General features: G+C 57.9%; 17 protein-coding genes. 10 read left to right on the forward strand and 7 right to left on the reverse strand.

Features of this window, described 5'->3' with window-relative positions:
* Window positions 1–156: 156 nt before the first annotated feature.
* On the forward strand, window positions 157–1,182 hold the full coding sequence (locus tag AC2FJC_RS02250) for a helix-turn-helix domain-containing protein (RefSeq protein ID WP_496738243.1): 1,026 nt from the start codon (window positions 157–159) through the stop codon (window positions 1,180–1,182).
* On the forward strand, window positions 1,131–1,550 hold the full coding sequence (locus AC2FJC_RS02255; RefSeq protein WP_496738244.1) for a DoxX family protein: 420 nt from the start codon (window positions 1,131–1,133) through the stop codon (window positions 1,548–1,550). Before AC2FJC_RS02250 ends, AC2FJC_RS02255 begins: the two co-directional genes overlap by 52 nt.
* Before the next feature lie 231 nt (window positions 1,551–1,781).
* Here the strand turns inward: AC2FJC_RS02255 and AC2FJC_RS02260 are convergent, their stop codons facing one another.
* A complete protein-coding gene (locus tag AC2FJC_RS02260; RefSeq protein ID WP_496738245.1) occupies window positions 1,782–4,064 on the reverse strand; it encodes an adenosylcobalamin-dependent ribonucleoside-diphosphate reductase in 2,283 nt (760 codons plus the stop codon).
* 128 nt (window positions 4,065–4,192) lie between these two features.
* Here AC2FJC_RS02260 and AC2FJC_RS02265 point away from each other — a divergent pair, with 128 nt between their 5' ends.
* The gene (locus AC2FJC_RS02265) at window positions 4,193–4,624 is read left to right on the forward strand and encodes a DUF1489 family protein (protein WP_282118950.1); all 432 of its coding nucleotides are present in this window, start codon (window positions 4,193–4,195) and stop codon (window positions 4,622–4,624) included.
* Here the strand turns inward: AC2FJC_RS02265 and hisG are convergent, their stop codons facing one another.
* The 3 genes from hisG to hisS are packed head-to-tail and all read right to left on the reverse strand — an operon-like array spanning window position 4,625 to window position 7,890.
* Window positions 4,625–5,314, reverse strand: coding sequence for an ATP phosphoribosyltransferase (gene hisG, locus AC2FJC_RS02270; RefSeq protein WP_058275488.1), 690 nt, complete (start codon window positions 5,312–5,314; stop codon window positions 4,625–4,627). It lies immediately after the preceding gene.
* Window positions 5,311–6,399 carry an ATP phosphoribosyltransferase regulatory subunit gene (locus AC2FJC_RS02275; protein WP_496738246.1) on the reverse strand — a complete coding sequence of 363 codons (1,089 nt, stop codon included), beginning with the start codon at window positions 6,397–6,399 and terminating at the stop codon, window positions 5,311–5,313. The genes hisG and AC2FJC_RS02275 overlap by 4 nt, the downstream gene beginning before the upstream one ends.
* Before the next feature lie 3 nt (window positions 6,400–6,402).
* The gene (gene hisS, locus AC2FJC_RS02280) at window positions 6,403–7,890 is read right to left on the reverse strand and encodes a histidine--tRNA ligase (RefSeq protein WP_496738247.1); all 1,488 of its coding nucleotides are present in this window, start codon (window positions 7,888–7,890) and stop codon (window positions 6,403–6,405) included.
* A 131-nt stretch (window positions 7,891–8,021) separates the two neighbouring features.
* Between hisS and AC2FJC_RS02285 the strand changes: the two genes are divergently transcribed.
* A complete protein-coding gene (locus AC2FJC_RS02285) occupies window positions 8,022–8,216 on the forward strand; it encodes a SlyX family protein (protein ID WP_058275721.1) in 195 nt (64 codons plus the stop codon).
* Window positions 8,217–8,220: 4 nt separating this feature from the next.
* On the opposite strand, the gene AC2FJC_RS02290 is transcribed toward AC2FJC_RS02285, so the two are convergent.
* The 3 genes from AC2FJC_RS02290 to dnaE all read right to left on the reverse strand — a co-directional run bounded on the left by AC2FJC_RS02290 (window position 8,221) and on the right by dnaE (window position 12,399).
* Window positions 8,221–8,589 (reverse strand): hypothetical protein, encoded by a 369-nt coding sequence (locus AC2FJC_RS02290; protein ID WP_496738248.1) that lies wholly within the window; start codon window positions 8,587–8,589, stop codon window positions 8,221–8,223.
* 5 nt (window positions 8,590–8,594) lie between these two features.
* Window positions 8,595–8,813, reverse strand: coding sequence for a YMGG-like glycine zipper-containing protein (locus tag AC2FJC_RS02295; RefSeq protein WP_496738249.1), 219 nt, complete (start codon window positions 8,811–8,813; stop codon window positions 8,595–8,597).
* An 85-nt stretch (window positions 8,814–8,898) separates the two neighbouring features.
* On the reverse strand, window positions 8,899–12,399 hold the full coding sequence (gene dnaE, locus AC2FJC_RS02300) for a DNA polymerase III subunit alpha (RefSeq protein ID WP_496738250.1): 3,501 nt from the start codon (window positions 12,397–12,399) through the stop codon (window positions 8,899–8,901).
* A gap of 344 nt (window positions 12,400–12,743) precedes the next feature.
* Here dnaE and xdhA point away from each other — a divergent pair, with 344 nt between their 5' ends.
* The 6 genes from xdhA to AC2FJC_RS02330 are packed head-to-tail and all read left to right on the forward strand — an operon-like array spanning window position 12,744 to window position 20,999.
* On the forward strand, window positions 12,744–14,105 hold the full coding sequence (gene xdhA, locus AC2FJC_RS02305; RefSeq protein ID WP_282118943.1) for a xanthine dehydrogenase small subunit: 1,362 nt from the start codon (window positions 12,744–12,746) through the stop codon (window positions 14,103–14,105).
* Complete coding sequence (gene xdhB, locus AC2FJC_RS02310; protein ID WP_496738251.1) at window positions 14,102–16,504, forward strand: xanthine dehydrogenase molybdopterin binding subunit; 2,403 nt, start codon at window positions 14,102–14,104, stop codon at window positions 16,502–16,504. The genes xdhA and xdhB overlap by 4 nt, the downstream gene beginning before the upstream one ends.
* Window positions 16,504–17,439 (forward strand): xanthine dehydrogenase accessory protein XdhC, encoded by a 936-nt coding sequence (gene xdhC, locus AC2FJC_RS02315; RefSeq protein ID WP_496696233.1) that lies wholly within the window; start codon window positions 16,504–16,506, stop codon window positions 17,437–17,439. Before xdhB ends, xdhC begins: the two co-directional genes overlap by 1 nt.
* Window positions 17,436–18,953 carry an ABC transporter ATP-binding protein gene (locus AC2FJC_RS02320; RefSeq protein WP_496738252.1) on the forward strand — a complete coding sequence of 506 codons (1,518 nt, stop codon included), beginning with the start codon at window positions 17,436–17,438 and terminating at the stop codon, window positions 18,951–18,953. The genes xdhC and AC2FJC_RS02320 overlap by 4 nt, the downstream gene beginning before the upstream one ends.
* A gap of 39 nt (window positions 18,954–18,992) precedes the next feature.
* The gene (locus AC2FJC_RS02325; protein WP_496738253.1) at window positions 18,993–20,075 is read left to right on the forward strand and encodes an ABC transporter permease; all 1,083 of its coding nucleotides are present in this window, start codon (window positions 18,993–18,995) and stop codon (window positions 20,073–20,075) included.
* A 3-nt stretch (window positions 20,076–20,078) separates the two neighbouring features.
* On the forward strand, window positions 20,079–20,999 hold the full coding sequence (locus AC2FJC_RS02330; RefSeq protein WP_496725548.1) for an ABC transporter permease: 921 nt from the start codon (window positions 20,079–20,081) through the stop codon (window positions 20,997–20,999).
* The last annotated feature ends 29 nt before the right edge of the window (window positions 21,000–21,028 follow it).

Here is a 21,028-nt window from a genome sequence, read left to right on the forward strand (position 1 = left end):
CAAAAGGCGCATTTAGGAGTCATTATAGAATTCGAATAACTTGATGCCTGACAATTTGCCGGTTCGTGAAAAATAGTTTTGGAAAACTGCAAGATTTCATAATTTTGTTGTGGGAATTTCCTACACTCGGGCATATTGCGAATTTCTGGAGAAGAGATGACAAGAAGACTTGGTAATAACACGGATCAGTCGCTGCCACTCGTCAGGGCTTCAGTTGCGGGTCCGGTTGTCGCAGCGCTTCGCAGCGTAGGGGTCGAACCCGCGTTTGTTCTTGATCCTCTGGGGTTGAACGAAGCGCAGGTAATGGACCCGAAGAATTTCCTGCGCCACGATACCGTCTACCAGATCTATCAGGCCGTGGCAGAAGCCACTTCACCGGATTTTTGCGCACGGGTCGGGCAATCCGTTGACCTTGTCAAATTTCTCCCGCTTGGCGATATGCTGGCAGAAGCCCTTACATTGGGAGACTTCTTTACCAGGTTCACACAAGCGGTTTCCAAGGAATCCAATGCCGTTACGCAATCCCTCTTTGTTGAAGGAGAGCACGCGTATTTCAGTGCCAAAAGGAACTTCCAAATTTCGGTTTCTCCCAGCCAAACCGACGCGTTTCTGACGAGTATATGGATATCCCTGTTGCACCGTGTCCTGGATTTCAGGTGGGACCCCAACCAGGTCATTCTTCGCGTCAGTGACCCGGATGCGCTGCCCGGTCAGTTTCACGGCGTTCGGGCAATCAAGTGCAATCCTCAAGGTTTTTCGATCAGGTTTCCCTCCAGCTGGTTAAGTTACAGACTACGACCAGAGGCACTGGAAAACCCCCCAGACTACAGGGTTATGGATGAAGATCTGGCCGCCCCGCAGGATTTCCTTGCGGGACTGAAAGGCCTAATCAGGGTCCATCTTTCGGATTCAGGATTTGGTGTGGATGAGCTTGCGGACCTTTGCGGCTTTCATCAGGAAACACTGAACAACCGGCTGGAACCTTACGGTCAAACGGCGTCCCAAGTGATCGCGCGCATTAAGCAGGAAGAAGCCGAACGCCTGCTGGCAAAAGACAATAAATCCGTCGGCGAGACAGCGCAAAGGCTTGGCTATGCCGACCCAACCGCCTTCTCCAGAGCATTTCGTAAATGGACGGGCGTATCTCCGGCAGCCTACAAGAAATCAAACCGGAAGGACTAGCATTGCTCCTGAACATCGCCGTCGGTCTTCTATCTGCATTTTTTCTCTTTGCTTCATCCATCAAGATTTTTGGGTGGCAAAAGAAGGTCTTTGAAATCCAGTTGGGCATGTTCGAAAGCTACGGCCTCAACAGGCAGATCATGTTCATCGTCGGATGCGGGGAACTTTTCGGGGCAATTGCCATCTGGTTTCAATCGTCGTGGATCGGGCCGCTAGGAGCACTTGCGTTGCTCTGCACATCTGTCGGAGCGATATTCTGCCATCTAGTGTTCGATACCTGGAAGCAGGGTATACCGGCGACGATAACAGGGACACTTGCGGCTCTTGTTTTGAACGCTGGGTTTTCGAAGCTTCTAAACATACTGTAACAACGGCCACCCGACCGATACCGGGTATTGCCAACAATTCTCGAAAGACTTCTGCGTACACTCCCAATCTCGCAAAAAACAAGGCGCCGTTGATTAACGATACGGCGCCTTGTTTCCCTATAAATCCTTAGATTTGCGAGGTGTGGGCTCTAATGACCTTGTTTATGGGCGTCAAAACCGCCGAAATGGGTTCGTATTGCCTGGCGGTTCACGACGCTGAAATTCACGACATCAGCCACATTTTGAATGACCGCAGCTGCGGCAGGTCATGCAGCCCTCGATCATCACCATATCGTACTGGCCGCAGGATGGGCAGGCTTTGCCACGTGGTGCGTCCATGTTGACGACCTGCGCTTGGGGGTCGGATTTGAGCGCCATGCCCTCGCCCTCAAGAAAGCCAATATTGATCATGTGCTGTTCGATCACGCCACCAATTGCGGCCAAGATCGACGGGATATACTTGCCCTGAACCCAAGCACCACCGCGCGGGTCAAACACGGCCTTCAGTTCTTCCACCACAAAAGACACATCCCCACCCCGGCGGAATACGGCCGAGATCATGCGGGTCAGCGCCAGCGTCCAGGCGTAATGCTCCATGTTCTTCGAGTTGATGAACACTTCGAACGGACGACGACGGCCACCGATGACAATGTCATTGATCGTCAAGTAGATCGCGTGTTCGCTATCGGGCCACTTCAACTTATAGGTCGAACCTTCCAGAGATTGTGGGCGATCCAGCGGCTCCGACATGTAGATCACGTCGCCACCGTCAATTTCATGCGGTGCGCTTGCACTTTCACCCGGCGCTTTGTCTTCGCTTTCTGACACGGTCAGGACGGACCCTGTCACATCGTTCGGACGATAAGTCGTGCACCCTTTGCACCCCTGATCCCAGGCCTGCATGTAGACATCTTTGAAAGCGTCAAAGCTGATGTCCTCGGGGCAGTTGATCGTCTTCGAGATCGAGCTGTCGATCCATTTCTGAGCCGCGGCTTGCATCTTAACGTGATCGGAGGGGGACAGCGTCTGTGCGTTGACGAAATAGTCTGGCAGCTCTTTGTCGCCAAATTTGTCGCGCCACATCTGCACGGCGTAGTCCACGACTTCTTCTTCAGTGCGCGAGCCATCCTTTTGCAGGACCTTCCGCGTATAGGCATAGGCAAAGACTGGCTCGATCCCCGACGACACATTCCCCGCGTAGAGAGAAATTGTCCCCGTCGGCGCGATCGAAGTCAGCAAAGCGTTGCGGATACCGTGTTCGCGAATTGCATCGCGCACGTCATCATCCATCTGCTGCATCGTGCCGCTTTCCAAGTATTTCTCGGCGTCGAACAGGGGGAACGCCCCTTTTTCCTTTGCCAAGTCGACCGACGCCAGATACGCGGCGCGCGCAATCGCTTTCAACCAGAGCTCGGTCTGACGCGCGCCCTCGTCCGATCCATAGCGCAGACCCAGCATCAGCAGAGCATCCGCCAGCCCGGTCACGCCCAGCCCGATACGGCGCTTGGCCTGCGCCTCGGCGGCCTGTTCCGGCAGCGGGAACTTCGACGCGTCGACAACGTTGTCCATCATGCGGACGGCTGTCGCGACCAGCTCTTGCAGGGCAGCCTCATTCAGATGGGCCGCATCTTCGAACGGCTCTGACACAAGACGGGCAAGGTTGATCGAACCCAGCAGGCACGCGCCATAAGGCGGCAAAGGCTGCTCGCCACACGGGTTTGTCGCCGCGATGGTTTCGGCATAGCTGAGGTTGTTGGCTTTGTTGATCCGGTCGATGAAAATCACACCCGGTTCGGCATAGTCATAGGTGGCCTGCATGATCTTGTTCCACAGATCACGCGCTTGAACTGTGTGGTAAACCTTGTCGTCGAACACCAGCTCCCACGGGCCATCGGCTTTGACAGCTTCCATAAAGGGATCGGTGACCAGCACAGACATGTTGAACATGCGCAGGCGTGCAGGGTCGGACTTAGCCGTGATGAACTGTTCGATATCCGGGTGGTCACAGCGCATGGTCGCCATCATCGCACCCCGGCGCGAACCTGCGGACATGATGGTGCGGCACATCGCGTCCCATACATCCATAAAGCTCAGAGGCCCGGATGCATCCGCCGCGACCCCATGCACATCCGCTCCGCGCGGGCGAATGGTCGAGAAATCATAGCCGATCCCCCCACCCTGCTGCATGGTCAGCGCGGCCTCTTTCAGCATATCGAAGATACCGCCCATGCTGTCCGGCACCGTGCCCATGACAAAGCAGTTAAACAGCGTCACACGTCGCGCAGTGCCTGCGCCAGCGGTGATACGGCCAGCAGGCAGGTATTTGAAATCTTCCAGCGCTTCGAAGAACTTCTGCTCCCAATGCGCCGGGTCTTTTTCGACCTGCGCAAGATCGCGAGCGATACGCCGCCAGCTGTCCTCAACCGTTTGGTCAATGGGAGTGCCATCGGCCTGTTTGAAACGATATTTCATGTCCCAGATCTGCTCGGCGATGGGGGCGGCAAAGCGGCTCATTGGTGATTCCCTGTTCTGAAAGAGGTATCCAGATTATCCCAGATCACACCTTAACCACAACACCTTGATGACAGGCTTTCTTGAGCTACAATGTATAGACGGTCTTGGGACGACTCTGTGGGAAAGCTGTGGATAAGTACATAAACCTCATAAAACTCTCCGTCGGATCGGAAAGCGTCGACACGCTGATGGAATGGCAGGACAGCCGCAAGCCCCTTTATGAAGACGGCTTGCCGCGCCACGTCACCCGCATGTGGCCCAAGCGCGAGGCCGAGATTCTGAACGGAGGATCAATCTATTGGGTGATCAAGGGTGTCGTACAATGCCGCCAGAAGATCCTGCGGCTGGACGAAGTGCGCGGCGAGGACGGTATCCGCCGCTGCGCCATCGTGCTGGACCCTGAGGTGCACCGCACACAGAATGCCTTGAAACGCCCGTTCCAAGGGTGGCGATACCTCAAACCCGAAGATACGCCTGCCGATCTTCCCAAAGGACGGGCCGAGGATGATTCCCTGCCTGACGATCTGAATCGCGCGTTGGCGGACATCGGCGTGCTGTAATCAGCTCAGCCGATCAAGCAATTCCGAAAGAACCTCTTTTTCACCCACACCATAGCTGGCAACCCGACTACGCCACAGCGTGGCCTGTGATTGCAGGATCAGGCCGTCCGACAGGATTTTTAGGTGGTTTGCGCGCAATGTCTCACCTGTCGAGGTGATATCGGCAATCGCCTCGGCGGTTTCGTTCATCACAGTGCCTTCGGTTGCGCCCTGGCTGTCGACCAGAGTGTAATCTGCAACCCCCGCGTCCGTCAGAAACTCGCGCACCAATCGGTGGTATTTGGTCGCAATCCGCAACCGGTGCCCGTGGGTTTTGCGAAACGCCGCCGCGGCAGCATCGAGATCGTCCAGGGTTTCGACATCGACCCAGCAGGCTGGTGTCGCGATAATCAAGTCAGCTTTGCCAAAGCCCAACTCGGAGACTTCCTCAATCTGCTGTTCCCATCGTGGCAATTTTTCGTGCACCAGATCGGTTCCGGTGACACCCATATGAATGCGGCCAGCTGCCAGTTCGCGGGGGATTTCCCCGGCAGACAGCAGGATCAGCGAGACCCCGTCGATCCCTTCAACCTTACCGGCATATTCCCGGTCTGATCCGCTGCGCGACAGGGTGATGCCGCGCTTTTCGAACCACGAAAAGGTCTTGTCCATCAATCGGCCCTTCGAGGGCACGCCCAGTTTCAAGCTCATTGCGCGGCCTCCTCGATTTCCAGCATTAGGTCCGGGCGCAGTACACCGCCGACAGCTGGAATTTCGGCCCCATTGCCCAATTGGCGTGTCAGCGCATCGTAACGCCCGCCGGTGGCAATCGGTGGCAAATCGGGTCGACCTTCGGCATAAAACCCAAAGACAAACCCGTCGTAATACTCCATCGACGTACGCCCATAGGCCGCCTCGAAATCCAGCCGGCTCACATCAACACCACGCGCCTGCAGGGCGGCAATTCTTGCCTCAAGCCTGTCCAGCGCCGGGGTGATCTGAGGCAGGTCGACGGCCACGTCCCGCAACTGCTCCAAAGCGAAGGGCATGGTTTCCCGAACGGTTAGCAGAGATTCCAGGCCTGCAAGCTCGTTGTCCGAAATTGGCGGCGTCTCACGATCTTCGCGCAACGCGTCGATGCGGGCCTCAATCTCGGCAGCACGGCGTTTTCCGATCATAGGGACGTCAAAACCCATTGGGTCTGCGGCCTCCAAAAGCATTGTGCGGTGATCCGGCTCGGGCTTTCGTCCGGCGAACCGATCCAGCAGGACGCGGAACCGACGTGGGCGCCACAGGTGGCGCATCAGCGCGGCCTTGCGCCGATCCGTGGTGCGCAGCCCCTGAACAGCCGCCGTCAGGATGCCGATGTCACCGGTCGCCGCGCGCAAGGGCAGCCCCCGCAGTTGCAGGGCAAACAGGGAAAACACCTCGGCATCAGCCCCGGCGGGATCATTGCGGTCAAAAACTTCATAACCGACCTGAATGTACTCGTTGGACCGATCCGGGTCATGCTCTTGCCGACGAAAAACTTCACCAGAATAGGTATAGCGTGCGGGTTCAGCCCCTTCGGTCATGTGCATCTGCACGACCGGAAGCGTGAAATCGGGGCGCAGCATCTGCTCACCTCGCAACGCATCCGAAGTCACATAAGCACGCGCGCGGATGTCTTCGCCATAAAGGTCCAGCAACGTTTCAGCCGGTTGCAGCAGGGGCGTATCCACAACCTGCGCCCCGGCGGCTTCGAACCGGATACGCATCATCGCGGCGCGGGCCTGTATCTGGGAACGATTGGGCATCGGTCAGTCCTGACTGTCCAGAATTTCGCGCACTTTGGCGATCAGATCACCACGTGACACTTCGAACTGGCTGGGGCGTTCTTTCCATTCCTCGAGCGTGGCGCTTTCAGCGATCTTCGCGCCAAGGATCAGGTCCTTGATCTGCACGATCCCATTGGCTTTCTCGTCACCGCCCTCGATCACTGCAATCGGAGAGTTCCGTTTATCCGCATATTTCAGCTGATTGCCGAAGTTTTTGGGATTACCCAGATAAACCTCTGCCCGGATACCTGCGTTGCGCAGTTCTGCCACCATCGCCTGATAATCGGCCATCCGTTCGCGATCCATAACGGTCACGACTACAGGGCCCGTAGCCTGCGCGGCTATCCTGCCTTTTTCGCGCAGGGCAGCGAGCAGACGGTCGACACCGATGGAGACGCCGGTCGCCGGAACTTCCTGCCCGGTGAAGCGTTTGACCAGATCGTCATAGCGACCACCACCCGAAACCGATCCGAATTGCCGCCTGCGGCCTTTCTCATCGAAAATCTCAAAGGTCAGCTCGGCCTCATATACTGGCCCGGTATAGTAACCAAGACCTCGCACGACCGAAGGGTCAATCTCGATCCGGTCCGCACCGTACCCGCCCGCATCCAACAAGGTGCCGATCTGTTCCAACTCGGCGATCCCGTCCGCGCCGATCGTGCTGTCGCCTACGGCGGCGCGCAGGTTGGCCAATGTTCCGGTGGTGTCCGCAGCCTTGGAGGTCAGGAAGGCAATCACGGGCTCAGCCTGATCATCGCTAAGACCAACACCGTCGATAAACGCGCCAGAGGCGTCCAGACGGCCTTTGGTCAGCAGCTCTCGCACACCCTGCTCGCCAACTTTGTCGAACTTGTCGATGGTGCGCAGAACGTTGTCGCGGGCAGCGACGTCTTCGCCAAGCCCCATGGCCTCAAGCACGCCATTCAGAACCTTGCGGTTGTTGACCCGCACCAGATAGTCGCCGCGCGGAATGCCCACGGTCTCCAACGTATCAGACAGCATCGCGCAAATCTCGGCGTCTGCGGCCATCGAGGCCGTACCCACCGTATCCGCATCGCATTGATAAAACTGACGATACCGCCCCGGCCCCGGCTTTTCGTTCCGCCAGACCGGCCCCATCGCATAGCGGCGATAAGGCGTTGGCAGATCGTTGCGGTGCTGCGCATAGACGCGGGCCAACGGCGCGGTCAGATCATAACGCAAGGCCATCCAGTCGCCCTTGTCATTCTCGTCGACTTCCTGCCACGCAAAGACGCCTTCATTCGGGCGATCTACGTCGGGCAGGAATTTGCCCAGCGCCTCGACGGTTTCAACCGCGCTGCTTTCCAGGGCGTCAAACCCGTACTGATGATAGACGTCCGCAATAGCCCGCAGCATCTCGGTGCGCTGCGTGACTTCCTGGCCGAAATAGTCGCGGAACCCTTTTGGCGTTACGGCCTTGGGGCGGGGCTGTTTCTTGGGCTTGGCCATGTGGGACGTCCTTGGGAGTTGCCTTGTTCCGCGCGCGGTCTATCCCATGGCCTGCATCGGGGCAAGGCGCGCTTTCGCTGGCCATGCGCTATCCGGGTCGCTATGACCGGCCTAAGACACAGGAGTCCCCCATGCAGCATCTGGAAGAGCAGATCGCCCATCTTGCCCGTACGGTCGAAGACCTCAACTCGGTCGTCACCCGCCAACAGGACGAGATTGATCGTTTGACACGCCGTGTCGAAATGCTGATGCGCCGCGAAGGCGAACGGGCGCAGGAAGGCTCGGGCGGGATCGTTTTGGGCGACGAACGCCCGCCACATTATTGATGACTTAGAGCCCCAGCGACGTTTTCACCGCCGTGTCGACCACGCCGCCCAAAAGGGCATCCTTATCCGCGGCGCATCCTTCCGACAGCGCCGCTATGAAGGCTTCGCGCAACTGGGCCTTTTCCTCATCTGTGGCCGCATGTTCTTCGATATTGATCTGGCGATTATGAAGAGATAGCGCCGTCATTTTTGCGACTACAGTCACAACAAATTCTTCGTCACCATCCGCCTCTTCAGCAATTGAGGCGCAAGTATAGTGCATCACAGGCAATGCGTCCTGCACCATCTGTTCAGCAGCCTCATCGGCAGATACCACGCACGGAGCCGCTAGAATTGCGGCGCAAACTGACATTCCAAGTTTGTTAAGCTGCATCACCATCACTTCCAGTTATGTCCAATAATGGCTCCGGCCACGCCACCAATCGCCGCGCCTTTTCCGTCACCGACAATCGCACCAACGCCCGCGCCGATTAGCGCGCCTTCGATGGTTTTCTTTTTCTTCTTGTCGTCTGCCATCGCGACCGAGGCTGCAACCAAAGCCAGCGATGCCGTCGCTCCAAACAAAACTCTTCTGAAATTGAGACCTGCAATTGTCATATCAACACCCTCCTGCGGCATGACCCAAAGACATCTCTGTCGGGTCAGCCTAGCGGGGTGCTAACTGTCTGGCAACAAAGAGAGGTCAGATCTCTTCGACGGACAGAATACCTTCCAGCGATTTTATCGCGCCTTTGATCTGCGGGTTGATCGGAAACTCAGCGCCCAGGTCCATTTCGACATCACCTGGCAGGCTTGGGTCCAGTAACAACAATTGGATCGGACCGCGCGCCGCGCCTTTGGCGGCAGTTGCGGCATCCTCAAGGACTTTTGCCACGGTTGGCACCGCTTGCGCTGCGCCAACAAAGATACGCAGCCCCGTTGCCCCGGCTTCTGCCACCACAGAATCCGCCGGGCCGACCGAGCGCCCCAGCAGCTTGAGTTGGTCAGCTTCCATCGTCGCTTCGACCGTCAGCACCACCTGTGCTCCGGTTTCCAGATACTCGCGTGACTTTTCGAGCGTTTCTGAAAACAGCGTTACTTCATATGCACCTGTCGGGTCGGACAACTGGGCAAAGGCGAACCGGTTGCCGCGTGCGGACTTTCGCTCTTGCCGTCCGGCAACAACTCCGGCCATTTTAGCGATCAAAGGGCCCGAACGCGCCTTTTCGGTCACTTCGTCCAACGTCAGAACCTGCTTACGCCTTAACGCGGGCATGTAGTCATCCAACGGGTGGCCTGACAAATAGAAACCAATAGCCTTAAATTCTTCGCTCAAACGTTCCGCCGGCAGCCAGTCTGGCGAAGGCGACAGGCGCGGTTCGGGCAGATCGTCCCCGGCTTCACCAAACAACGACACCTGGTTCGAGTTCTTCTGGTCATGGATTGCCGCCGAATACTGCACCAGCGGATCGAGGCTTTCGAACACGCGACGGCGGTTTTTGTCGAGCTGATCAAAGGCCCCGGCCCGCGCCATCATCTCTAGCGGGCGCTTGCCGACCCTCTTCAGATCAACCTTGCGGGCAAAGTCGAACAGGTTCACGAACGGCTTGCCTTCGCGCCCCGCGACCACAAGGTTCATCGCTTCGACACCCACATTCTTTAGCGCGCCCAGCGCATAGACCAGGTGCCCGTCCACCACGTCGAATGTCGACAGCGAGCGGTTCACGCAAGGCGGCACGTAAGGCAGTTCCAGTCCCTTACGGACCTCTTCGAAGTATACGGCCAGCTTGTCGGTCAGGTGGATATCGCAGTTCATGACACCCGCCATGAACTCGACCGGGTGGTTCGCCTTCAGCCAACCGGTCTGATAGCTGACAACCGCATAGGCGGCCGCGTGGGATTTGTTGAACCCGTAGTTGGCGAATTTATCCAGCAGGTTCCAAACCTCGGTCGCCTTGGCCTCATCCACATCGTTCTCAGCAGCACCCTTGAGGAACTTGGGCCGCTCTGCGTCCATCGCCTCCTGGATTTTCTTACCCATCGCGCGGCGCAGCAAATCCGCACCGCCAAGGCTGTAGCCCGCCATTTCCTGGGCGATCTGCATCACCTGTTCCTGGTAAACGATGATACCTTGTGTCTCGTCTAGGATATGATCGATGGACGGGTGCAGCGTGTCCCGCTCGCTCAGCTTGTTTTTGACCTCGCAGAACTTGGGGATGTTCTCCATGGGGCCAGGTCGGTAGAGCGCGACGAGGGCAATGATATCTTCGATACAGTCAGGCTTCATCCGCTTGAGCGCATCCATCATGCCCGAGGATTCCACCTGGAACACCGCCACCGTCTTGGCCGCCGAATAAAGTTTGTACGTTGCCTCATCATCCAGCGGGATGGCGTTGATTTGATTTTCCGCCCCTTCAGCGGGTTCGTAAAGCTCCGTACCATCAGCAGCGACATGCAACGGGCGATCGGATTTGAAGATCAGATCCATCGCGTTCTGGATCACCGTCAGCGTCTTCAGACCAAGAAAGTCGAACTTAACCAGCCCGGCCTGTTCCACCCATTTCATGTTGAACTGAGTGGCCGGCATGTCGGATCGCGGGTCCTGATACAGCGGCACCAGCGCATCCAGCGGACGGTCTCCGATAACCACTCCCGCCGCGTGGGTCGACGCGTTTCGCAGCAACCCCTCTACCTGCTGCCCGTAAGTCAGCAGGCGGTCCACAACCTCTTCGTTGCGCGCCTCTTCGCGCAGACGGGGTTCGTCTTTCAGCGCCTTTTCGATGGAAACGGGTTTGACGCCTTCCACCGGGATCATCTTGGACAGGCGATCCACCTGCCCGTATGGCATCTGCAGCACGCGCCCAATGTCGCGCACGGCAGCTTTCGACAGCAACGCACCAAAGGTGATGATCTGCCCCACCTTGTCGCGGCCGTATTTCTGCTGCACGTAGCGGATCACCTCTTCCCGGCGGTCCATGCAGAAGTCGATATCGAAATCCGGCATCGAAACCCGTTCCGGGTTCAGGAACCGTTCGAAAAGCAGCGAATAGCGCAGCGGATCAAGGTCAGTAATCGTTAGCGCATAGGCCACCAAAGATCCCGCGCCCGAGCCCCGACCCGGCCCCACCGGGATGTCCTGATCCTTGGACCACTGAATAAAATCGGCAACAATCAGGAAGTAGCCGGGGAACCCCATGCCTTCGATGATATCGAGCTCGAAGTCCAAGCGTTCCTGATATTCCTCTGGCGTTACTGCGTGCGGGATCACCGCCAGACGTTTTTGCAAACCATCATTCGCAATACGGCGCAGTTCGGCAACTTCGTCATCGGCGAATTTCGGCAGGATCGGATCGCGGCGATAGGCCATGAACGCACAGCGCTTGGCAATCTCGACCGTATTCTCAATGGCCTCGGGCAAGTCGGCGAACAAGGTCGCCATCTCCTGCTGCGACTTAAAATAGTGCTGCGCGGTCAGACGGCGGCGGCCTTCCTGCTGATCGACATAGGCCCCCTCTGAGATACAGATCAGCGCATCGTGCGCTTCGTACATATCTGTGGTCGGGAAATAGACGTCATTGGTGGCGACCAGTGGAAGGTTCTTGGCATAGGCCATTTCCACATGGCCACGCTCGGTCAGACGTTCGGCCTCGGGTTGACCGCCCTCACCCGGATGACGTTGGAGTTCGATATAGAGGCGATCGGCGAACATCGCTGACAATCGGTCCACCAAGGCTTCAGCCGCGGGGCGTTGACCCTGTTGCAACAACATCCCAACCGGTCCATCCGGCCCACCGGACAAGCAGATCAACCCGTCAGATCGTTCCGCAAGTTCTTCCAGAGTCACCTGCGGCAACTGCCCACCCTTGTCGACGTAAAGACACGAGCTGAGCTTCATCAGGTTCTCATACCCGACCTCGGACTGGGCAAGCAAAACCACCGGTGCGGGTGTTTTGGGCTTTTCGCCCGGTTGCGCCTGCACATAGGTCAGGTCAACCTGACAACCCATAATCGGCTGCACTCCGGCCCCGCTGGCGGTGACCGAAAACTCCAAAGCCGAGAACATGCTGTTAGTATCCGTCACAGCGACGGCGGGCATATCCATCTTATCACACAAACCGGGCAGCTTTTTCAGCCGCACGGCGCCTTCCAGCAGGGAATATTCGGTGTGAACACGGAGGTGAATGAATCGAGGAGTACTGCTCATGACTGCCACGCTATCCCAGCCGCGCGCCCGGCAAAAGCAGGAACCTTGGCTTTGGATTGCCAAAAAGATGGGCTTTGATTATTCGGCTTTTCCAGAAGGTGCTTCGGAGCCCGACAGCAGCCAAAGACAAAAAACGCTTTAGTTTCAATCAGGTGATCTCTAAACGAAGATAACAATCACGCAGAGTCAGTGCTCAATGGTGTATCACATAGGTAGTTTTTCTTGCCAGACAACCTGCGCTGTTTCTAACATCAGATGGCAAGCTATCCGCCCGCTACTCTTTCTACGTCGCATCGAAGGGGGGCACGCAAGGGCGCAACCGGGTAAGGCGACGGGTTTCTCGAATGAATATCACGTTTCTTCTGAACGGAGAGACAGTGGAACTGGCGGATGTCAATCCGACAGCGACCCTGCTGGATTGGCTGCGTGAGGATCGCGGCCTGACCGGCACCAAAGAAGGCTGCAACGAGGGCGATTGCGGGGCATGCACTGTCATGGTGACGGATGAAGGCGGCCACAAGGCGCTGAATTCCTGCATCCTGTTCCTGCCGCAACTACATGGCAAAGCAGTTCGCACGGTCGAAGGCGCCAGTGGCCCCAACGGCGAGGCGCACCCAGCCCAGCAGGCGATGGTGGATCTGCACGGCTCGCAATGTGGCTTCTGCACCCCCGGTTTCGTCATGTCGATGGTGGCAAGTCATGCAAATGGCGCGACGGATCATGACACCCAGCTTGCTGGCAACCTGTGCCGCTGCACCGGCTACGCGCCGATCATTCGCGCCGCCAAGGCTACCGAAGAAGTTCCCGTGCCGGTTTGGGTAAAAGACAAGCCAGTCGCGACGCGGGTAACATCGCAGATGTTGCCGGAGTCTTCGGATGAATTGGCCAAAATCTATGCGGAACACCCGGACGCCACTCTGGTCGCCGGCGCGACGGACGTTGGGCTTTGGGTGACCAAGCAACTGCGTGACCTCGACCCAGTGATTTTTCTGAACCGCTGTGATGATCTGAAAGAGATCACCATCACGGATGACGAGGTTCTGTTCGGCGCGATGGTCGATATGAACCGGATGGGCGAAGCGCTGGCGGACCTGCACCCGTCTTACGCCGAAATGATCCGGCGCTACGCCAGCGTTCAGGTGCGGCACGCGGCCACCGTGGGCGGAAATATCGCCAACGGCTCGCCCATCGGAGACAACCCGCCCGCACTGATCGCCCTGGGCGCAACGCTACATCTGCGCAAGGGCGACGAACGTCGCTCGGTCGCATTGGAGGACTTCTTTATCGACTACGGCAAACAAGACCGGACACCTGGCGAGTTTGTCGAATCCGTAAGTTTTCCGCGTCAGGCCGATCGTTTGAAGGCCTACAAACTCAGCAAACGGTTCGATCAGGATATCTCGGCCGTGTGTGGGTGTTTCAACATCTCTGTTTCGGACTGTATGGTTGCTGATGCCCGTATTGCCTTTGGTGGTATGGCTGGCACTCCAAAACGGGCTTCAAATGTCGAAGCCGCGCTGGTTGGCAAGCCATGGACGCATGAGACCGTTCAGTCCGCCATTCCGGCCTTCGACAGTGATTTCACGCCAATGACGGACATGCGCGCATCGGCCAACTATCGGCTGCAGACCGCCAAAGCACTGCTCGAACGATATTTCCTTGAGGATCAAGGCGAAGTGACAAATGTATTGGAGGTGTCCGCATGAGCGTGACCAAACCCCTCCCCCATGACGCGGCGCCACTGCATGTCGCGGGAACCGCGCGGTATGTGGATGACATTCCGACGCCCAAAGGGTCGTTGCATCTGGCCTTTGGAATTAGCCCGATTGCCAAGGGTAAGATCACCACGATGGACCTGTCGGCGGTGAAGGCAGCCGACGGTGTCGTCATGGTAATGACAGCCGACGATCTGCCGTTTGCCAATGACGTCTCACCGTCGATCCATGATGAACCTCTGCTGTCTGATAGCACGGTTCATTATATCGGGCAGCCCGTTTTCCTCGTCATTGCGACCAGCCACCTTGCCGCGCGGAAAGCGGCGCGTTTGGGCCAGATCGATTATGCCGAAGAGACCCCAATCCTAACGGTTGAAGAGGCGCTTGCCGCAGACAGTCGGTTCGAGGACGGTCCGCGCATCTACGCCAAGGGCGATGCGGATGCGGCCATTGCGGGTTCCGCTCATGTGATCGAAGGTGGATTCGAGCTTGGCGGTCAGGAGCATTTCTATCTGGAAGGTCAGGCTGCACTGGCCGTGCCCAATGAGGGCGCGGATATGTTGGTGCATTCTTCGACCCAACACCCGACCGAGATTCAGCACAAAGTAGCGGACGCTCTGGGTGTTCCGATGCACGCGGTTCGCGTTGAAACGCGCCGTATGGGCGGCGGCTTTGGCGGCAAGGAAAGTCAGGGCAACGCTTTGGCTGTTTCCTGCGCTATCGCGGCACGTGCAACCGGCAAAGCCTGCAAGATGCGCTATGACCGCGATGATGACATGATCATAACCGGCAAGCGCCACGCGTTCCGGATTGCATATAAGGCCGGATTTGATGAGAACGGCCACATCCAAGGCGTTTCCTTCCTGCATCATGCGATTTGTGGTTGGGCACAGGATCTGTCCCTGCCGGTCGCGGACCGTGCGATGCTGCATTCGGACAATGCCTATCTGCTGCCGAATGCCCGGATCGAAAGCCATAGGCTGAAGACCAACACTCAATCCGCTACCGCCTATCGCGGGTTCGGCGGACCTCAGGGTATGGTCGGGATCGAACGCGTGATGGATCACGCCGCGTATGAGCTGGGAATGGACCCGGTCGAATTGCGTCGCCGGAACTACTATGAGCCGGCGCATGTTGTTGCGGATCCCGTGATCGCTGAAAAGCCGCTGGGCCATCCTGACCCGCACGAGGACCTGACCAGCCGAGGCGCGGTTGAGATGGGCAACGCCCCGGTGCGTCCCTTGCCCGCAGGTGGCAATACCACGCCGTACGGGATGGAGGTCAGTGACTTCGAACTGCACGGCATGACTGCCAAGTTGCTACAATCCAGCGACTACACCGCACGCAAGGCTGCCATTGAGAAGTGGAACGCCGAAAACAGCGTGATCAAGAAAGGCATCGGCTTTTCTCCGGTTAAGTTCGGCATTTCGTTTACGTTGACCCACCTGAACCAGGCGGGCGCGTTGGTGCATGTGTATCAGGACGGCTCGGTCCACCTGAACCACGGCGGCACCGAGATGGGGCAAGGTCTTTTCCAAAAGGTCGCGCAAGTGGCCGCGTCCCGCTTTGGTATTCCGTTGGAGATGGTGAAAATCACCGCGACCGACACCGCCAAGGTGCCGAATACCTCGGCTACGGCCGCGTCCTCGGGCAGTGACCTGAACGGTATGGCGGTCAAAGCGGCCTGCGACACGATCCGCGACCGGATGGCTGACTATCTGGCGCATCGACATCAGGCCGATCCCTCAACGGTGACGTTCTCTGATGGCCACGTCTCGGTCGGCGTAGAGCGCTACACATTCTCAGAAGCAGCTGCGCTGGTTTATCAGGGCCGGGTCAGCCTGTCTGCGACCGGGTTTTATAAGACACCCAAGATCGAGTGGGACCGGATCAAAGGCCGGGGGCGTCCGTTCTTTTATTTCGCCTACGGCGCGTCGATTACCGAAGTCGCGATCGATACACTGACAGGCGAGAACCGCATTTTGCGGACGGATATCCTGCATGATGCAGGCGCGTCGCTGAACCCGGCGCTGGATATTGGGCAGGTCGAAGGCGCATACGTACAGGGTGCGGGATGGCTGACCACGGAAGAACTTGTCTGGGACGGCAAGGGCAATCTGCGCACGCATGCGCCGTCGACCTACAAGATCCCCGCTTGCTCGGACCGGCCTGATGTTTTCAATGTCGCGCTCTGGAGCGGTGAAAACCGCGAGGACACGATCTATCGCTCAAAAGCGGTCGGAGAGCCGCCGTTCATGCTGGGTATTTCCGCGTGGCTTGCCCTGTCGAATGCGGTGGCGGCCTGCGGGGACAGCTATCCGGCACTGGATGCACCCGCCACGGCTGAAGAAGTCTGGAAGGGTGTCCAGCGGGTAAAGGGAGAGACCTGATGGGATTTGATCGAGAGGCTTTGAGGGAGGCGGTCAAAACCCACGGCAAGGTGACCCGGGTGGTTATCGCCGGGATCAAGGGGTCATCCCCCCGTGAAGTTGGCGCTGCAATGCTTGTTTGGGAGAACGGGCAGTCGGGCACCATCGGCGGTGGCACGTTGGAGTATCAGGCGGCTGAAGCAGCTCGATCCCAAGCAGCGCCCATGCGCCAAACGCACCATGCCCTCGGCCCGGATATGGGCCAGTGTTGTGGCGGTGCAGTAACTCTGCTGAGTGAAATCTACGATCTTGCGGCCGTCGACCGGCTGGATGATGCAGTCATTGCGCGCTCGGCTTCGGGCGGTGAGATGCCGCTTTCGGTCAAGCGACTGTTGTCGCAGGCCCGCGGTCAAGGTGTTGCGCCCGAACCGCAGCTGATTGACGGCTGGATGGTCGAACCCGTTCACGAACCGGCGCGCAATCTGTGGATATGGGGTGCCGGTCACGTTGGCCGGGCTCTGGTTGACGTTCTATCCCCATTGCCTGATCTGTCAATCACCTGGGTCGATACCGGGCCTGAGCGTTTTCCCGAAGCGGTGCCCGCAGGCGTAACCGTCGTTCCGGCAAGCAAACCGGCCGAGCTGGTTCGCCATGCGCCGCGTGATGCCGAGCACCTTGTGCTTACTTATTCACACAATCTGGACCTGGAGCTGTGCAACAGGTTGCTTTTGCATGATTTCCGCTTTGCGGGCCTGATTGGCTCGGCTACGAAATGGGCGCGGTTCCGATCCCGGCTGGCCGCTTTGGGACATGCGCCCGAGCGGATTGGCCGGATCACCTGCCCAATCGGAGATCCAGCCTTGGGTAAACACCCGCAGATGATCGCAGTTGGTGTCGCGGCGCAGATCCTGCGCCCTGCCCGGCAAAACGAAATAAAGAAGGACCTGAGCGCGTGACCACTCCACTTCTAAGCTTACAAGGGCTGACTAAAGCCTATCCCGGCGTCGTGGCCAATGATCAGGTGTCCTTTGACATCGGTGAGGGTGAGGTTCACGCCTTACTGGGCGAAAATGGTGCCGGAAAATCCACTCTCGTAAAGATGATCTATGGGCTGGTGAAGCCCGACAGCGGCACCATGCTGCTGCGCGGACAAGCCTTCGCACCACCCGAACCCCGCGCAGCACGGGCGGACGGGATCGCGATGGTGTTCCAGCACTTCTCGTTGTTCGACGCATTGAACGTGGCCGAAAACATCGCCTTGGGGATGGAAAACCCACCAGCCATGGGCGATCTGGCGGCGCGTATTCGCGAAGTTTCGGAAACTTACGGTCTGCCACTGGATCCCTATCGCACCGTCGGCGATCTGTCCGCGGGTGAGCGTCAGCGGGTCGAAATCATCCGCTGCCTGTTACAGGATCCGAAGCTGCTGATCATGGATGAGCCGACATCGGTTCTGACACCTCAGGAAGTCGACATTCTGTTTGAAACGCTGAACAAATTGCGGTCCGAAGGTACTTCGATCCTGTATATCTCGCACAAGCTGGAAGAAATCCGCACACTGTGCGACCACGCCACAATCCTGCGTTTGGGTAAGAATGTCGGCGAATGCATTCCCGCTGAGACCTCAGCGCGCGACATGGCCGAGATGATGGTGGGTTCGACCCTGCAAACACCCGAGCGTTCTGGTCGTGAGTTTGGTGAAGTTGCCCTGGATGTCAGCGGTTTGTCAGTTCCATCACCATCCGAATTCGGTACTGCGTTGAAGAATGTCCACATGACCGTCCGTAAGGGCGAGGTTCTGGGCGTCGGCGGTGTCGCTGGCAACGGACAGGACGAATTGCTGGGCGTTCTGTCAGGTGAAATCATCACAGCGCCCGACGCGATTAAGTTCAACGGCCAGCCAATCGGCAAGCTGGGACCGACCGCACGTCGCAAGCTGGGTGTTCTGACCGCTCCGGAAGAGCGGTTGGGACATGCGGCCGCCCCTGACATGAGCCTGACCGAAAACGCGTTGCTGACTGGTTCCGTCCGGGAAGGACTTGAGAACAACGGGTTCCTCAAATGGGCAGAAACCAAGAGCTTCGCGGAAAAGATCATTAGTGCTTTTGACGTCCGAACGCCCGGACCTGAAAACGCTGCGCGATCCTTGTCAGGCGGTAACCTGCAGAAATTCGTCATAGGACGCGAGGTCCTGCAAAACCCTGACGTGCTTGTTGTGAACCAACCAACATGGGGCGTGGATGCAGCCGCCGCGGCATCCATTCGCCAGGCCATTTTGGATTTGGCGGCAAAAGGCACAGCGGTCATCTGCATATCTCAGGATCTGGATGAGCTGATGGAAATCTCGGACAGCTTTGCGGCGCTCAATGAAGGCCGGCTTAGCGCTCCACGCACGACCACAGGTCTGACGGTCGACGAAATTGGCCTGATGATGGGCGGCGCGCATGGCATGGAGGTGGCCCATGTCTAAGACATATCAAAAAAGAAGTGAAAACAGGGGGATGAGCGGATGATTGTGTTGGAGAAACGGCCGCAGCCGTCCAAAGCGTGGTCTTACGCGACCCCTTTGGTGGCCGTGTTGGCAACCATGGTTTTCGGCGGCATCCTGTTCGCCATTCTGGGCAAGAACCCGATCCAAGCCATTGGCACCATCTTTTGGGAGCCTTTGTTCGGTGAATTCTCGTTCTACTATCGCCCGCAGTTGCTGGTGAAAGGCGCACCGCTAGTTCTGATCGCAATTGGTCTGTCTTTGGGTTTCCGTGCCGGCATTTGGAATATCGGAGCCGAAGGCCAATACATCATGGGCGCCATCTTTGGCGCAGGTACAGGTCTGGCCTTTTATCCGCTGGATGCCTGGTATGTCTTCCCGATCATGGTGATCGCCGGTGCATTTGGCGGTTGGATATGGGCAATGATTCCGGCCTTCCTGAAGGTGCGCTTTGGTACCAATGAAATCCTTGTCTCACTGATGCTGGTCTATGTGGCCGAGCAGTTTCTGGCCTCTGTTTCGCTGGGGTTGCTGAAAAACCCGGAGGGCCACGGTTTTCCCGGTTCACGCAATTTACAAGCTTACGACAGCGCACATAACGCCGAGCTGATCGCGGGATCGGGTATGCACTTGGGTGTTGTTGCGGCCTTTATTGCGGTGATCTTCGCCTATGTCCTGCTGAACCGACACATGCTGGGTTTTCACATTCGACTGACCGGAGAAGCACCCCGCGCGGCAAAGTTCGCCGGCGTGAACCCCGCACGGTTGATCCTGTTTTGCCTCGGTATAGCAGGTGCTTTGGCCGGATTGGCGGGCATGTTCGAAGTGTCCGGTCCCGCCGGCGTGGTCAGCATCGATTTCAATGTGGGGTATGGTTTTACCGCGATCATCGTGGCCTTCTTGGGACGCCTGCACCCGCTGGGCATCTTGCTGGCCGGTGGCCTGATGGCGCTGACCTATATCGGCGGCGAGATCGCACAGTCTCAACTGGGCCTGCCTGCGGCCGCCATTCAGGTGTTTCAGGGAATGTTGCTGTTCTTCCTGCTCGCCTTCGACCTTTTGACCAACTACCGCATCCGTGCGGCCCGTAGCGAGGTAGCCTGAATCATGGACCTTTCAGCAATCAACCCAGTCCTTCTGGTGGCATCACTAATGGTCGCTGCAACCCCCTTGCTACTGGCCGCGATCGGAGAGCTGGTCGTCGAGAAAGCCGGTGTTCTTAACCTTGGCGTCGAAGGCATGATGATCGTTGGCGCAATCAGCGGATTTGCGATCTCGGTCGAGACAGGCTCACCCTGGCTGGGCTTCATTGCGGCTGCCATTGGTGGCGCGGTGCTGTCGCTGCTGTTTGTCCTCCTGACACAGGTCGCGCTTGCCAATCAGGTCGCCAGTGGCCTTGCCCTGACGCTGTTCGGCCTCGGTTTCAGCGCTCTGCTTGGGCAAAGTTATGTGGGTATCAAGCCGCCCAGCATGGGGGACATTCACATCCCTCTGATCAGCGACATACCGGTGATCGGCCCAATCCTGTTCCAGCATGACCCGATCCTGTATGTCGGTATTGCTCTGACCGCAGCCGTCTGGGCCACGTTGAAATACACTCGTGTCGGTCTGATCCTGCGCGCAGTGGGTGAAAACCACGACGCCGCACACGCCCTGGGCTACAAGGTTATCAAGATCCGCATCCTGGCGATCTTGTTCGGTGGCGCCTGCGCTGGCCTCGGTGGAGCCTATATCAGCCTGATCCGCGTTCCGCAGTGGACCGAGGGCATGACCGCCGGTGTTGGATGGATCGCTCTTGCGCTGGTGGTCTTTGCCAGCTGGAAACCATGGCGTGCATTGCTGGGTGCTTATTTGTTTGGCGGAATCACGGTGTTGCAGCTTAATCTGCAGGCAGCGGGCGTTGCCATCCCAGTCGAGTATCTGGCAATGTCGCCCTACATCATCACGATCCTTGTGCTTGTGATCCTTTCGGCCGACAAGAGCAGCGCACCTGCCTCACTGGGCCGGACCTTCCACGCCTCGCACTAGACGGGGCCAATTGAACCAACTTGGGGAGT

This window comes from Ruegeria sp. CDSB117 (genome assembly GCF_059611005.1).

Excerpts from the sequence above, each read along its gene's own strand:
- AC2FJC_RS02295 (WP_496738249.1), bottom strand. The coding sequence starts at position 8,813 with ATGACAATTGCAGGTCTCAATTTCAGAAGAGTTTTGTTTGGAGCGACG.
- AC2FJC_RS02275 (WP_496738246.1), bottom strand. The coding sequence starts at position 6,399 with ATGCCCAATCGTTCCCAGATACAGGCCCGCGCCGCGATGATGCGTATC.
- xdhA (WP_282118943.1), top strand. The coding sequence starts at position 12,744 with ATGAATATCACGTTTCTTCTGAACGGAGAGACAGTGGAACTGGCGGAT.
- AC2FJC_RS02255 (WP_496738244.1), top strand. The coding sequence starts at position 1,131 with ATGGACGGGCGTATCTCCGGCAGCCTACAAGAAATCAAACCGGAAGGA.
- hisS (WP_496738247.1), bottom strand. The coding sequence starts at position 7,890 with ATGGCCAAGCCCAAGAAACAGCCCCGCCCCAAGGCCGTAACGCCAAAA.
- AC2FJC_RS02250 (WP_496738243.1), top strand. The coding sequence starts at position 157 with ATGACAAGAAGACTTGGTAATAACACGGATCAGTCGCTGCCACTCGTC.
- AC2FJC_RS02330 (WP_496725548.1), top strand. The coding sequence starts at position 20,079 with ATGGACCTTTCAGCAATCAACCCAGTCCTTCTGGTGGCATCACTAATG.
- xdhC (WP_496696233.1), top strand. The coding sequence starts at position 16,504 with ATGGGATTTGATCGAGAGGCTTTGAGGGAGGCGGTCAAAACCCACGGC.
- AC2FJC_RS02290 (WP_496738248.1), bottom strand. The coding sequence starts at position 8,589 with ATGCAGCTTAACAAACTTGGAATGTCAGTTTGCGCCGCAATTCTAGCG.
- hisG (WP_058275488.1), bottom strand. The coding sequence starts at position 5,314 with ATGAGCTTGAAACTGGGCGTGCCCTCGAAGGGCCGATTGATGGACAAG.
- dnaE (WP_496738250.1), bottom strand. The coding sequence starts at position 12,399 with ATGAGCAGTACTCCTCGATTCATTCACCTCCGTGTTCACACCGAATAT.
- AC2FJC_RS02260 (WP_496738245.1), bottom strand. The coding sequence starts at position 4,064 with ATGAGCCGCTTTGCCGCCCCCATCGCCGAGCAGATCTGGGACATGAAA.
- AC2FJC_RS02285 (WP_058275721.1), top strand. The coding sequence starts at position 8,022 with ATGCAGCATCTGGAAGAGCAGATCGCCCATCTTGCCCGTACGGTCGAA.
- xdhB (WP_496738251.1), top strand. The coding sequence starts at position 14,102 with ATGAGCGTGACCAAACCCCTCCCCCATGACGCGGCGCCACTGCATGTC.
- AC2FJC_RS02325 (WP_496738253.1), top strand. The coding sequence starts at position 18,993 with ATGATTGTGTTGGAGAAACGGCCGCAGCCGTCCAAAGCGTGGTCTTAC.